12 protein-coding genes are annotated in these 13,179 nt (G+C 59.1%); 6 read left to right on the top strand and 6 right to left on the bottom strand.

Going from position 1 to position 13,179, the window contains the following annotated elements; translation table 11 throughout:
* Positions 1-138 precede the first annotated feature (138 nt).
* A complete protein-coding gene (locus ACMX25_RS33670; RefSeq protein ID WP_414949685.1) occupies positions 139-1,260 on the top strand; it encodes an IS110 family RNA-guided transposase in 1,122 nt (373 codons plus the stop codon).
* Between the two features lie 495 nt (positions 1,261-1,755).
* Here ACMX25_RS33670 and ACMX25_RS33665 read toward each other — a convergent pair whose 3' ends face one another.
* The 5 genes from ACMX25_RS33665 to ACMX25_RS33645 all read right to left on the bottom strand — a co-directional run bounded on the left by ACMX25_RS33665 (position 1,756) and on the right by ACMX25_RS33645 (position 5,099).
* Positions 1,756-2,400, bottom strand: a complete 645-nt coding sequence (locus tag ACMX25_RS33665) for a hypothetical protein (RefSeq protein ID WP_414954219.1) — start codon at positions 2,398-2,400, stop codon at positions 1,756-1,758.
* 61 nt (positions 2,401-2,461) lie between these two features.
* Positions 2,462-3,856 (bottom strand): selenium-binding family protein, encoded by a 1,395-nt coding sequence (locus tag ACMX25_RS33660; protein WP_414954218.1) that lies wholly within the window; start codon positions 3,854-3,856, stop codon positions 2,462-2,464.
* A 265-nt stretch (positions 3,857-4,121) separates the two neighbouring features.
* Positions 4,122-4,343: a hypothetical protein gene (locus tag ACMX25_RS33655; RefSeq protein ID WP_414954217.1), complete on the bottom strand. Its 222-nt coding sequence runs from the start codon at positions 4,341-4,343 to the stop codon at positions 4,122-4,124.
* A gap of 131 nt (positions 4,344-4,474) precedes the next feature.
* Positions 4,475-4,750, bottom strand: a complete 276-nt coding sequence (locus tag ACMX25_RS33650; protein ID WP_414954216.1) for a hypothetical protein — start codon at positions 4,748-4,750, stop codon at positions 4,475-4,477.
* Between the two features lie 82 nt (positions 4,751-4,832).
* Positions 4,833-5,099 (bottom strand): hypothetical protein, encoded by a 267-nt coding sequence (locus tag ACMX25_RS33645; RefSeq protein ID WP_414954215.1) that lies wholly within the window; start codon positions 5,097-5,099, stop codon positions 4,833-4,835.
* A 380-nt stretch (positions 5,100-5,479) separates the two neighbouring features.
* Between ACMX25_RS33645 and ACMX25_RS33640 the strand changes: the two genes are divergently transcribed.
* Positions 5,480-7,501, top strand: coding sequence for a serine/threonine protein kinase (locus ACMX25_RS33640; protein WP_414954214.1), 2,022 nt, complete (start codon positions 5,480-5,482; stop codon positions 7,499-7,501).
* A gap of 17 nt (positions 7,502-7,518) precedes the next feature.
* Here the strand turns inward: ACMX25_RS33640 and ACMX25_RS33635 are convergent, their stop codons facing one another.
* Positions 7,519-9,384, bottom strand: coding sequence for an SUMF1/EgtB/PvdO family nonheme iron enzyme (locus ACMX25_RS33635; protein ID WP_414954213.1), 1,866 nt, complete (start codon positions 9,382-9,384; stop codon positions 7,519-7,521).
* A 493-nt stretch (positions 9,385-9,877) separates the two neighbouring features.
* On the opposite strand from ACMX25_RS33635, the gene ACMX25_RS33630 reads away from it, so the two are divergent.
* The 4 genes from ACMX25_RS33630 (at position 9,878) to ACMX25_RS33615 (ending at position 12,930) form a co-directional block, all read left to right on the top strand.
* Positions 9,878-10,273, top strand: a complete 396-nt coding sequence (locus tag ACMX25_RS33630; RefSeq protein ID WP_414954221.1) for a DUF4399 domain-containing protein — start codon at positions 9,878-9,880, stop codon at positions 10,271-10,273.
* Between the two features lie 26 nt (positions 10,274-10,299).
* Positions 10,300-10,740 (top strand): DUF4399 domain-containing protein, encoded by a 441-nt coding sequence (locus ACMX25_RS33625; RefSeq protein WP_414954212.1) that lies wholly within the window; start codon positions 10,300-10,302, stop codon positions 10,738-10,740.
* A gap of 275 nt (positions 10,741-11,015) precedes the next feature.
* Positions 11,016-11,282, top strand: coding sequence for a hypothetical protein (locus tag ACMX25_RS33620; protein WP_414954211.1), 267 nt, complete (start codon positions 11,016-11,018; stop codon positions 11,280-11,282).
* 97 nt (positions 11,283-11,379) lie between these two features.
* Positions 11,380-12,930 carry an efflux transporter outer membrane subunit gene (locus ACMX25_RS33615; RefSeq protein ID WP_414954220.1) on the top strand — a complete coding sequence of 517 codons (1,551 nt, stop codon included), beginning with the start codon at positions 11,380-11,382 and terminating at the stop codon, positions 12,928-12,930.
* The last annotated feature ends 249 nt before the right edge of the window (positions 12,931-13,179 follow it).

Here is a 13,179-nt window from a genome sequence, read left to right as displayed (position 1 = left end):
AAGTCAGTATGACTTCCGTGGAAGTAAGGGCTGGCCCCACAGGAAGAGTTGAACCGCGCGGGTTAGCATAAAGCCAGAGCCGTAAAAGTGAGGGCGAACCGCTCACTCGAAGTGTTCATTTACAACCCGGAGGCCAGCATGCAAAACGTTAGCACATTGTTCGTCGGACTGGATGTTCATAAGGATTCCATCACCGTCGCTTACGCGCTGGACGGCGGTGAGGTGGAGGTGCTGGGCAAGATCGGCACCACTCAGGCCGATCTTGATCGTCTGTGCAAGCGGCTGTTGTCCAAGGCCAAGCACGTGCGTGTCGTGTATGAGGCGGGCCCCTTTGGCTACGTCTTGCAGCGGCGCCTGAGCGACAAAGGCATCCAGTGCATGGTGTGCGCCCCCACGCAGATACCGCGCAAACCCGGCGATCGCGTGAAGACCGACCGGCGCGATGCCATCAAGCTCGTGCGCTCGCTGCGCGCCGGCGATCTCAGCGCCGTCAACATCCCCACCGTCGAAGACGAAGCGTTTCGCGATCTCGCCCGAACCTGGGCAAAATCGCGCGACGAGCTTAAGCGCGCGCGCCAGACACTGAAGGCATTTTTGCTCTCGCACGGCGTGCGCTACGTGGGGGTGGCCAATTGGGGACCGGCGCACCGCAACTGGTTAAGCAAATTCTCGTTTGGCAACGAGTGGCAGGATTTCGCGTTTAACGAGTTACGCCGCGCCATCGAGGATCGGTTTGCACAATGCCAGCGTCTGGAATCGGCCATGCGCGATGCCGTGCCACGCTGGGGCTTTTATCCCGCCGTGCTTGCTCTGCAATCGATGCGCGGTATCCAGTTCACCGCTGCCGTGGGCTTGCTCTCGGAGTTAGGCGATTTGAGTCGCTTTGCGCACCCCCGACAGTTGATGGCCTGGCTTGGCGTGACGCCCTCGGAGTATTCCTCGGGAGGCAAACGGCGCCAAGGCGGTATCACGAAGACCGGCAATTCCTTTGCCCGCAAACTGCTCATCGAGGCGGCCTGGAGTTATCGGCATACGGCCAAAGTGAGCCCCGAGATCCAGCGTCGTCATGAGGGCTTGCCAAAGGTTATCGTCGATCGGGCGTGGGACGCGCAGGTGCGCCTGTGCCGGCGCTATCGAAAGCTGGTGGCGCGCGGCAAAAGCACCAATGTGGCCATCGTCGCGGTGGCTCGCGAACTGGCGGGCTTCATCTGGGACATCGGCCGGTTGGGCATGGCGCAGGCGAGCCCGCGCTCGGAGTAAGGCAGGTGAAGGCAGCAAAAAAGCAGTTCGCAATGAAACGGTAGTTTCCTGAAGGCGGCGTAGCCCGGTATTCGAGTTATCCGCGTCATTTCTTGGCAACGGTTCATTCCGACTTGCGCACAAAGCTAGCGGCAGACTCACGAAACGGATCTCTGTAATGCGGTAACCAACCCGCGAATATCAGCCTGATTCACCGTCGAGTTTTACTGCTACGCCGCCCTCAGGAAATTGCAGCGCCCACTCGAATATGAGTGAAATAAAAATCTGAACATCGACGCTTGACACGGAAAGTCATATCAGAAATGACGTGCCGCCACGCACAGTGGCTAATAGTGATAAAGAAATCAGCCAACATAAAACCCGCGAAGACCTAAAAAGCAGCAACCCGGCAATGAACCCGACCGCTAACCCTAAAACCCGTGCAACCCGGCATTAACCCTGACCGCCACCCCAGAACCGCACCTCATCAAACCCGAGTGCGAACGACCCCCCGTGCTATGCAGTAGCAATCAGCAACACCCCCGTACCCGCGAGCCCGATTGTCCAGAGCCTGTCGAAGTTGATCCATCCGCGCCTGAGCACACCCACGCCCAGCCAGTCGTAAACCAGCAGCGCGATGGCACCCGTCACGACCAAGGTGGTTAACGTATGAAGCCCAACAGCGGCAAGCGAAACCAGCAACGGCCCAGAGGAAAACTGGCCCGCCACAGACCCACATAAAGGAATCAGCGCAGGGATCAGCATGAGGCCGGCTCCATGAGCGGTTGCCATCAGGAACGACCAGAGGACGAGGCCGGCAAAGCCTGTCGTCATGCCAACACGCACGCGGTGCCGGTGCCCATAGCGAACCTGGTACACAGCCCAGGCGACAAGCAAGGCGCCGCTAGCGATACGGATCAGATGACTGTCCAGCACCATCCCGGTAGTGAACACGAGCGTGGCGACTATGCCAATAGAGAGCGCGTGGCCAAGCGCCATCGGCGGGATCGCAAGAAGAACCGCCCGCCGGCTACGCCGATGCAAACCAAGCGCGACCGCGAACAGCCAGCCCATTGCAGGGTTGATCCCATGAAATACGCCAAGGGCCGCTATGGCGAACCACTCCCATGCATGGCTACTCCCGGCCCATGCCATATTCATGACGTGCCCGGCGCGAACGCTTCACGAAAACGGCGGCTCACATAGAACACAACGAATAACATCACGGATAACAATACGAGTCCGACGAGCAATCGCCACCCTCGAGCCGTACCTGATGCGGCCGGTGCGTGGAAGGCCACTCAACCAGGAAGCGCGGATCAAATTCAATACCGCCGTCGGGCGCCGCATCGAGTTTCACCATCCAGCCTTTAAGACCTTCAGGATAAAACTGTTCGTCAATCGCGCCATACAGCGAGTTAGTGAAATACACACGGCGACCATCGCGACTGACTTCAACCATCTGCGGTCCGCCGTTCAGCGCGCGACCGTCCGCTTTCGGATGCGATTCTCGCGATACGATTCCACCGATCCGTACCGTCCCGGTGAGCTTGGGTGCAAAGGGATCGGACACGTCGTATTGCTTCAAATCACCGGTTCCCCAACACGCAACGTAGAGAAAGCGATCATCCATTGAAAGATCAATGTCGGTGACAAGCGGAGGCACTGCACCGAAACCCTTCAACATGGGCGGCAAAAGGTCAGGGTCGGCAGGCTCGGCAGGAATCTCGATGATCTTCTTGACGCCCCACTTGTCACCATCGCGATACCACGTCCAGATAGACGCCGATAAATCGTTCAGGCTGATAACGGAGTTAACGAAGCCGTATGCCTTGGTCGGATCGTGGGCCGGACGCAATTCGAATACGAGCTGGTTCTCTTTGCCGAAATCGATCTCCTGCTTATGTTTGCGCGTATGCAGGTCCCAGAAATGCAGCTTGTGTCCATATTGACCACCCAGCAAGATTTCCGGCACGAGGCCGTTCTCGAAGGTAGCAGGCAAACCCCATTCGCTTGTGACCAGGGTGTCGTGTCCGAGATGCCACCAGGCATCGTAGGAGAGTTGCTGAGGACCCCGATCAATTTCCCATTGACCGCGAATGTCGAAGGTCTCGTGGTCCATCAGGAAAATGCCGCCCGGCGCCTCGCCTTGCGCATTGCCCAATGCGGCCACGTAGATTCCCTCGGGGCCGCAATGAACCGTATGCGGTCTCGTATAGCCGGCTTTCTCGGCGACTTCCGCAGGCTCCAGCACGCGCACGATCTTGGGGTTGCGCGGGTCGGCCTTGGTATCGAGAATATGGATTCTCGACGATCGCAAGCCCGGCACGACCAGATAGCGACGTTCGGCATGCGGGTGAGGTGCGTTCGGGCATAAACAGGAACTACAAGCGTTCCAGCCGAAATGATGAAGTTCGTCGCCCGTGTTGGGCATTGCAACAGTGCTGATTATTTGCGAATAGCTGGGCGACGCGGGGTCCACCTCTACAACGGCAATGGCATCCGGAACCTGTCGCGTGGGATCGAAACTCGCTACGTACGCGATGGTCTCGTGCGGCGCCTTCATGGCCATCCGCGGGGAAGGATAGAACGTTGGATCCGGGGTCCAATTTGCCATGTCATCTCTCCAGGAATGTTTGTCCCTGGTGGCCCGGTGGAAGCCCGTCCAAGGATTGCCCGCAGAACTACGGAGCAAATATACCTTGTTTTCAGCTTTCGACGAACGACCTGCCTAGCGACCAAAGCTTGATTTCTTCTAAGGGAATGCCGTGCGGCGATAAGCATTGGCTTAGCCGTTACGAATAGCTCTTACGGGTTCCAAGAACGAGAACGCCCGGCAATGGGATTGCCGGGCGTGCATTGAGCGCGTGCGCCAAACCAGTTTATTTACGCGGTTTCCGGCCGGTGATTTTGGCCGCGGGTTGCGCCGCGGCAACGCCAATCTGGCTAGCTGGAAAATTGACGATCCGCGTACTGTTCGCAGGCGCTGCATACGAGCGAAGCGCCCGGCGGACGCTCGACCTCGCGCCGCCGACAATCGCGCTCATCGCTTGCTTGTCGAGTTCCACGCTGTCGGGCAGATCCTTGATCAGAATTGCAGCCATGGTGTCATCCAGAAAAGTTGAGGGTGTCTATTCAGACCAGTATAGGCAATTTAGGCCCTTAGAAACGCCGGATCCGCCGCGGGAAAAATCTTCCCGCAGCGGACGTCGACGTGTGCAGACCTGCAGTGCGTTCAAAACATCACAGCCGTACCCGTGTTCGCGTACTGGGCTGGATTGACGTTTAGGTGTATCGGCCCGAGGTTGGCGCCAAGCACGCCGATGTTATTGAGCGCATTGACCTCTACGTTTTGATACTGAACGATGTTCTCGTTCGTGTTCACTGCGACGTTGACGTTGGCCAAGGCACCGGCGCTGGCAAGCGATGCATTGCCGCCGCGAACGTCCGACATGGCGTGACGGTCCAGCTCCCGGCTGTGAGATAAGTCGTGAATCGTGATGGATGACATGGCGGTGCTCCAAGCTAAAGAGTAAGGGAGGCCTGAACGGGCAACCGGGAGGCCGCAAGGCCCCCGGAGTTGCCGCGCAGCTTCAGAAGTTGATCGTGTTCTTGTTGCTGGCGGTTTGCTTCGGGTCGACCGTCGAGTGAATGCCGCTCGCGAATGCCACGTTGTTGCCGTTGTTGTTCAGCGTGTTCTGGGTCTGGCTGATCAGTTGGTCGGCGCTGAACGATGCTTCGTACGACGACACGTTCACGCCGGGCCAGAAGCCGGGCAGGTTGCCGCCGCGTACGGCCGACATGGCGCGGCTGTCGAGTTCTTCGGTGACGGACAGGTCTTTGATGGAAAGTGATTTCATGGCAGTTCTCCTAAGGGTTAAGCCAGGTGGCTTTAAAGGTTGGTGAGCATCTTGTCTGCTCGCTGGACACTAATGCATGGCCTGTGCCAGAAGTGCCGCCCGTCGATGAAAAAGTCCTGGAAGGCTCGTGGAAAAAGGCCTGGAAGACCCCAGTGGACGCGTGCCGCGCAGGTCTTCTCTCTGCCGTTCGAAACGCCTGACGGCTGGCGGCCAACATCTGGAAGCCGATCTGTTGGGCCGGCAACAACATGTGCCCGATCGAACATCTGCAACGAAACCATGTTGCGAAAGGCAGGGCTGTCACCTAGTATCGAAACACTGCGAGTGCGGGTAACTACAGACAATATGTTCACTAATGGAGCCGCGTACGAGCCGTCGAGATGACCAGTCTTGCCCAAGCTATTCGAACCTTCCAAAACAGCGGTGCGTCACGCGATGAGTTCCTGATACTCGTCGACAGCGCGTTGTCCGTCGACGACACCTCGCCCGGGCGGCTGCTGGAAATACTCCGCGAAGAACAGGCCAGGACGCCGCTGCCCGCCGATCTTTATGCGGCCGTGCATCGGCGGATCGAGCAGGCGTCGCTTGCCAGTCACGGCGCGAATGCCGATGAGACTCGCCTGCAGACTTCGCCGGGCGCATTGCAACAACCATCGATTCCCTCCTCGCCGTCACGCTCTTCCTCATCCTCGTCCGCGCCCATGCGCGACTTCGTGATGTCCGGGACGGATCAGGTGAAGGACGTCGGCGATACCCTCAACGGGCGCTTCGTGCTCGAAGAATGTCTCGGTGTGGGCGGCATGGGCACCGTCTACAAAGCGCTCGATCTGCGCAAGCTCGAAGCCTCTGATCGACGTCCATACATTGCGATCAAGGTCCTTAATCTGCAGTTTCGCGGCAATCCGAAATCGCTCATTGCCCTGCAGCGCGAAGCGAAGAAAGCGCAGGCGCTTGGGCATCGGAACATTGTCACGGTGTACGACTTCGATCGCGATGGCCCAGTGGTTTACCTGACCATGGAGTATTTGTCGGGCAAGCCGTTGAGCCGGATCTTGCGGGCACCAGATTTCAAGGGCATGCCGTATGCAGAGGCCTTGCCGATCTTCAAAGGCATGGCAAATGCGCTGGCCTACGCGCACGAGCGTGGTTTCGTGCATTGCGATTTCAAACCCGCGAACGTATTCCTGACCGATACCGGCGAGGTGAAGGTCATCGACTTTGGTATCGCCCGCGTGTTCCAGCGGCCCGAAGAAGAGACGGACGCAACAATCTTCGACCCTGGAAGTCTCGGCGCGCTGACACCCGCTTATGCGAGTCCGGAGATGCTTGAGCATCGCGAACCCGATCCCCGCGACGACATCTATGCGCTCGGCTGCACAACCTACGAGCTGCTCACGGGGCGGCATCCCTTTGACCGCATACCCGCAACGCAGGCGCGCAGCTCGGGGCTTAAGCCGCAGCGTCCTGAGAGTCTGGGGACGCGGCAATGGCGGGCGTTGAGGTCCGCGCTTGAATTCGAGCGTAAAGCGCGCATGCCGACGGTCGTGCGCTTTCTCCAGGAATTCGGCGAGCCCCAAAAACGTAGTGGTATGTCGGACGTCGCGGTAAAAGCGGCTATCTCCGCGGGCTTGCTGGCTGCGGTGGCTGTGGCCGGCTATTTCTACGCGTCGACGAATAGCATCACCCCACCGGAGAAAGCCGCCACGGCATCCGTACCCACACCGATTGTCCCGGCCACCCTCTCACTCGCCACGATCACCCCCGTGCTCGCACGTGTACCGTGTTCGGCGCTGGCTGCGTCGGTGCAGGATCAGGCACTGAGTGTGAGCGGCTATGTTGGCCGTAGCTATGGCACGCAGAAGTTGCGCACGACGCTAAGCCAGATTCCGGGCGTCACCGATCCCGGCGTACAGGTCCAGGAAGTCGATGACGATAAATGCGACATGCTCAAGCTGATCGCGCCTTACTTGACGACGAGCCGCCCGGCATCGATCCAAACGCGGAACCATGATGCGCAGTTGACCGAAGGCCAGCCGCTGGTCGTTCAGATCACGACGCCGCCCTACGATTCATGGGTCAATATCGACTATTACCAACTCGATGGCAGCGTCGTTCATATGCTGCCGAACGCGCGTTCGAAAGACAATCAGGCGCCGCCGAACTACGCCGCGACGATTGGCAGCGCGGGTGACTGGATTGTCTCGAAGCCGTTTGGCTCCGAAATAATCGTGCTGCTCGTGACGCCCACAGCGCTGTTCGACCCGATCAGGCCGGAGAGCGAGTCGCGAGCGGATTATTTGCGCGCGGTCGAGAAGCGGCTTGCAGACATCGCGAACAAATTCGGACGCGACAAGATTGCCGTGGATCTCGTTCAGATCGACACGCATCCCCGCAAACAATAAAGCCCCTCTGGGCCGCGTTATTTCATGTCGCGTGCGACGCGCATGCCGTTCTGCGATTGCCGCACGCTGGCGCTGTATTTGAAGCGCGTGGACGACTGCATGTAGGCGGCGCCGTCGGGCCACGAGCCGCCGCGGATGACACGCACCGGGCAGCCCGCTTCATCCCATACACGGCCGTCCGCCGGCGCGCCCTTGTACGTGCTGTGCCAGCAGTCGCCGACCCATTCCCACACGCTGCCGTTCATGTCGAACAGTCCGAAGGGATTGGGCGTGAACGAGCCCACGTTCACTGGACTATCCTTGCGCCACGGCTCGCCGCAGTCCTTGCAGTCGGCGTAACCCTTGCGCATCTCGTTGCCCCACCAGTAGTTTGTGGTCGTGCCGCCGCGAGCGGCATATTCCCACTCGGCTTCTGCCGGCAGGCGATACGTCTTGCCGGTCGTCTTGGTCAGCCATTTGACGTAGGCCTGCGTGTCGTCCCAGCTTAGATTGCGCATCGGCGCAGATTTCGCGGCGTTGCCTTCTATATCGACGTGCGGGCATCCGTTTGCATCCGCGCAGGCGTTCCACTGTTCGATGGTCACTTCGTATTTGCCGATCGCAAATGGCCGGCCGATGCTGACTTTATGCGCAGGGCGTTCGGCGGGATCGTCGGAGTTACTGCCCATTTCGAAGGTGCCGCCCGGTAACGAGACCAGCGCCGGGCATGTGGCGCAGTCCTTGATCTCGCCGGTGGCGGACGCGGCTGTCTTGACGGCTGGAGCAGGAGAAGGCGTAGCTGCTGGCGGCGGGGAAACGGCCGCTTTTTCCGCAGGCGCGGGTGCGGGCGGCACGGCTGTGATAGGCGAGGCAGGCGAGCTGGCTGCGCGCGCATGCTCGGCCTGAGCAGGTGGTTGCGCCTTCGGAGCAGAGGCCGCCGCGCGGAGCCGGTCGATACGGGCGTGGGCGAGCGTGGCGAAGCGCCCGTTAGGATAGGCCTTCAAATAGGCTTCGTAATCGCTCGGGTAAATGCTGTCCTTGATCGAGTCCCAGAACGTGAGCTCGTATTGTTCATTGCTGTCTTTAGGGAGAATTCCCCGGCTTTGATACGCGACGATGGTCTCAGGCATCGTCATGCTGCTGCGGTCCGCTCGTCCGCCAGCTGAAGCGAACTGGAATCCGTCTGTTGCCGTGGCGGGTCCCGCCATCATCCACGGTACCTGCTGCCCCTGCGTTGCAAGGCTCACTGATCGCGCCACATCGTGCAGCACGTCTTCAATACTTCGTCCCGGCTGGTTGATCGCGTTCAACAACGCCGCGGTGTACGTGCCATGCCGCGTGCCATCGGCCGCGTAGGCACCGGGTGCGGTCGCGTACGCCACGATCGTCCGCGAAGGCGGCTCGACCATGCTGACATTGACCGGGTCATAGGGATTGTTCAGACAGGTATCGAGCACGACCAGATTGAGTTGATCGACGCGGGGCGCCGACATGCCCGCAGTAATGCTATTCAAGTCGATACCCTGGGTGATCGGCGCCTCGGGCGACCCCTGCGCGTCGACCGGCAGCAGCAACGTTGACTTGCCGACCTGCATCGCATGTCCGGCGAAATAGAGCAGCCCGACACCGCCTGCAGCAAGCCGTTTGTTGAACTCCTGAACTGCTTCGTTCATGTGTGCGCGATCGAGGTTCGAGTACGTCATGACCTCGAAGCCGAGCCGGTTCAGCATCTCCCCGGCCACCGTTGCGTCGCGCGTGGCGTTGGCGAGCGGATGGTCGTCATAGTTCCCATTGCCGATGACCAGCGCAAGACGGCGCGGATGCGCCCCGCCATTCTGTTCACTAGCGGCGTCGCTGAACGCAACCGCTCCAAGCAGGACCGCGAGCCAAATGTTTCCCCACATGAGTCGTCGTCTGATTCTTCGTATGAGTCTTCGCCACATGAAAACACCCCGTGCCGGTATTGGACGGCCTCCGTAAAGTCAAGGAGCCGCGCCAGAGCCGCATGATCCGCGGGAGGGAACTCCTCTCACGCAGAATTCGTCCGTCCGATGGGCGAGCATCACAACCAACCATAGCACGCAACTACTTCATATCAACGTGGTCGAGACGGCGTAACGATGCAACGTGTCGTGATTAGCCCGGGAATTGGCCTTTTATAACGAATCCATTTTTCCGATTAAGGACGGATACCTAAGTATTATGCCGATTCAGAATAAATAATTGGTCGTACCGTGCCTGTAAAACGGCCGAATTGCGCTCCCTCGAAGTATGTCTTTTTATCGGATTACGTCCTAAGCTAGCTAGGAGAAAAACGTGCGTAGCGTGCATAACGTGCATTAGGCTCGGGAGAATACGAAAATGCTAAGAAGAACCTTCCTCGGCGTGCTCGCTTTCATGACGGTGCTCATGCCGTCGCGCTCGTTCCCGGCTACGCGCACGCCGTCGCCTCCTGGCGCGGAGGCCTTTATCATCTGGCCGCCCGACGGCGCGGTGATCACGGGCGGAAAACTTTGGGTCCGCATGGGCCTGCGCAACATGGGCGTGTGTCCGAAGGGCGTCAACATTCCCAATGTAGGTCACCATCATTTGCTGATCGATACGGAGTTGCCTCCGTTCGACGAGCCAATTCCCTCAGATCGCCAACATCTGCATTACGGTGCGGGCGAAACCGATGCCCGGCTTGAGTTGCCGCCCGGCAAGCACACGTTGCAGTTGCTCATGGGGGACTACAACCACGTGCCGCATGATCCCCCGATCTATTCGAAGAAGATCACGATCACCGTGAAATGACAGGCTGCAGATTAAGGGGGTGTGCCATGAAGAAATCTTGCACTGTCGCAATAGCTGCAATCTCGGTCTCGATCTCGCTGATATCAGGGGCCGCGCTGGCCGGTCCCACTCCCGCTCCGGCCGATGCCTACGCGTATATCGGCTATCCGAACAATGGTCAGACGCTTCCGGCGGGCAAGCCATTTCGCGTGTGGTTCGGGTTGCGATACATGGGCGTTGCCCCGCGAGGCGTGAAGTATCCGAATACGGGTCACCATCATTTGCTGATCGACACGGACCTGCCCTCGTCGTTCGACGATGAGATTCCTTCCGACCGTCAGCACCTGCATTTTGGCGCAGGCGAAACAGAGACCACACTCGAGTTGCCCCCGGGCAAGCACACCCTGCAGTTGCTAATGGGCGACGCCGCGCACGTTCCGCACAATCCTCCCGTCTATTCGAAGAAGATCACGATCTACGTTAAATGATCGGGCAGGTTCACGCGCAGCGAGTGTCGCGGGTGAACCAACAGTTCACCGAGCAAGCGTTGGTTATGGCCCATCACGCGACTGCCGGATGACTCGCGAGCGGCCACCTCAGCCGCCGTGAATTAATCGCGCAAATCCTTTTCCAGTAAAGCTCAGAACGCCTCGGGCCAATTCATTGGTCACGCCTGGCATGCGCCATGCATTAGTGTCCAGCGAGCAGACATGATGCTCACCAACCTCTAAAGCCACCTGGCTTAACCTTTAGGAGAACTGCCATGAAATCACTTTCCATCAAAGACCTGTCCGTCACCGAAGAACTCGACAGCCGCGCCATGTCGGCCGTACGCGGCGGCAACCTGCCGGGCTTCTGGCCGAGCTATAACAGCTCGATGACCAGCCTCTCGTTTGGCGCAGAGCAGTTGATCAGCCAGACGCAAAACACGATCAACAACAACGGCAACAACGTTGCGTTTGCAAGCGGCATTTCGTCGACGGTCAAGCCGACGCAAACCGCCAGCAACCACAACACGGTCAACTTTTGATCATCAGGCGCAGGCAGCAAAGGCCGTCCGGCCTTTGCTGCCGCACCGGTTTTAACCTCGCCGCAATCAATTTCCCCGGAGTGAGATCATGCAAGTCATGTCGCCATCGCGCGGGTTGCAGGGCCGTGCTGCCGAGTCTTCATCTCTGGGTGTTGCGCGTTGCCTGTTCGTGCGCGCGGTACTTCCGATACTTGCCTGCACGACACTTCTCAGTGGTTGCATCGATGTGAACGTGCCGGACTACAAGCGTCCGGATACGCCGGCCAAGACCACGTGGTCGCAAACGGCCAAGTCGCTGGTCTCACCGGCCGACACCATCACCCTCGACTGGTGGAACCAATTCCACGACCCGTATCTCGACTCCCTCGTCAGCCGGGCCATTGCGAACAATTTCGATATCAAGATCCTTGCGGCGCGCGTATCGGTCGCCGGCGGACAGATCAACGAAGCGCGTGCCGGTGCGCTGCCTACCGCGGATTTAGGCGCTGGCGCGGAGTTCGATAAAACCACGCGGCAAGATTTCTCCAAGCAATACAACGTGGCCACGCAGGTGAACTGGGACATCGACATCTGGGGCGCGGTCGAGAAGGGCGTACAGGCGCAGAAGGCCGAATATCGTGCGTCGGAAGCGGATTGGCGCGCGGGCTATCTCACGCTGGTGTCCGATGTCTCGACGACCTACTTCGAGATTCTTCAGTTCGATGACCAGATCGACCAGCAGCAAAAAACGCTGCGCGCCAACAAGCAGATCCTCACTATTTACGAAGGCATGGCCAAGAATGGCCTCGTGCCGAACACACAGGTTTTGCAGCAGCGTGCGGAAATTAATCGCATGACCAAAGACCTGCTCGAATTGCATCGCGCCCGCGATCTGGCGAACAACGCGCTCGCTACATTGATCGGTGTCCCGGCCGGTGAATTCACCGTGCCGTCGGGGCAGCTCGAGAAGCGCGTGCAGATTCCCGTGGTGCCGGCGGGCTTGCCGGCGCAATTGATGGCGCGGCGGCCCGATGTCGTGGCGGCCGAATATCGCGTGCTGGAAGCGTATGACGTCGTGGGCCAGACGAAGCTCGCGCAGTTGCCGACCATCAGTCTCACGGGCCGGGGCGGCACGGCGAGTTTTGCTCTAACAGATCTATTGAAGTCCTTCACGTTCAGCTTCATGCCCAGCATCAATATTCCGCTGCTGGACCCAAGCGTCAGGGCGCATGTGAAGACGACCGAGGCGCAGACGGTCGTGGTCGAGCAGCAGTATCGGCGCACCGTGATGGGAGCGTTCGAAGAGGTGGAGAACGCGCTGGTCAACCTCGACGCACATACGAAGCAACGCACCGAACTGCAGGAACAAGTGGATCACCTGCAAGTGGTGGCGGCTCAGATTGAAGCGCAACTCAAGGAAGGCGTGGTGTCGCAACTCGAAGTCTTCGAGACCGAACGTACGTTGCTCGCGGCGGAATTGGCGTTGCTTGAAAACCATCAGCAACTGCTCTCCGATACGGTGACCCTCTATAAGTCGCTGGGCGGCGGATGGCCGTCGGTTGACGTGCAGAAGACCGATCAGGCAAGTGACCAGACCGCTACGTCCTCGTCCTCGTCCTCGTCCGATACACATGCTGTACTTGCCGCAAGTAAGGGAGTAACGAACTAAGCCCACGTGACGCGGCCAATTTTTTTAGGGCAATAGCTCACATCGGCCAAAACCAATGTTCGGAATGCAAAGTGTTAGTTCTCTTGCGACAGATGTGTTGCTGAATCATTGACTACCGCAGAGCGTGACTTACACTTCATGGCGTCACCGCTTTCAACGCGGTTTCGTCCAACACGGTTCATCGGCAGGAGTGCGCGGGTTTATCGCGCTGCGCTCATAGTGTGATGAACGTCCTTCGAGATGTGGACC

The organism is Caballeronia eucalypticola, assembly GCF_047608185.1.
GTDB lineage: Bacteria > Pseudomonadota > Gammaproteobacteria > Burkholderiales > Burkholderiaceae > Caballeronia.
The sequence above is the reverse complement of the archived record's forward strand: the minus strand, read 5'-3'. Positions and strand labels throughout refer to the sequence as shown.

Coding starts and splice junctions, on each gene's coding strand:
- ACMX25_RS33670 (WP_414949685.1), top strand. CDS start 139: ATGCAAAACGTTAGCACATTGTTCGTCGGACTGGATGTTCATAAGGAT.
- ACMX25_RS33665 (WP_414954219.1), bottom strand. CDS start 2,400: ATGAATATGGCATGGGCCGGGAGTAGCCATGCATGGGAGTGGTTCGCC.
- ACMX25_RS33660 (WP_414954218.1), bottom strand. CDS start 3,856: ATGGCAAATTGGACCCCGGATCCAACGTTCTATCCTTCCCCGCGGATG.
- ACMX25_RS33655 (WP_414954217.1), bottom strand. CDS start 4,343: ATGGCTGCAATTCTGATCAAGGATCTGCCCGACAGCGTGGAACTCGAC.
- ACMX25_RS33650 (WP_414954216.1), bottom strand. CDS start 4,750: ATGTCATCCATCACGATTCACGACTTATCTCACAGCCGGGAGCTGGAC.
- ACMX25_RS33645 (WP_414954215.1), bottom strand. CDS start 5,099: ATGAAATCACTTTCCATCAAAGACCTGTCCGTCACCGAAGAACTCGAC.
- ACMX25_RS33640 (WP_414954214.1), top strand. CDS start 5,480: ATGACCAGTCTTGCCCAAGCTATTCGAACCTTCCAAAACAGCGGTGCG.
- ACMX25_RS33635 (WP_414954213.1), bottom strand. CDS start 9,384: ATGTGGGGAAACATTTGGCTCGCGGTCCTGCTTGGAGCGGTTGCGTTC.
- ACMX25_RS33630 (WP_414954221.1), top strand. CDS start 9,878: ATGACGGTGCTCATGCCGTCGCGCTCGTTCCCGGCTACGCGCACGCCG.
- ACMX25_RS33625 (WP_414954212.1), top strand. CDS start 10,300: ATGAAGAAATCTTGCACTGTCGCAATAGCTGCAATCTCGGTCTCGATC.
- ACMX25_RS33620 (WP_414954211.1), top strand. CDS start 11,016: ATGAAATCACTTTCCATCAAAGACCTGTCCGTCACCGAAGAACTCGAC.
- ACMX25_RS33615 (WP_414954220.1), top strand. CDS start 11,380: ATGTCGCCATCGCGCGGGTTGCAGGGCCGTGCTGCCGAGTCTTCATCT.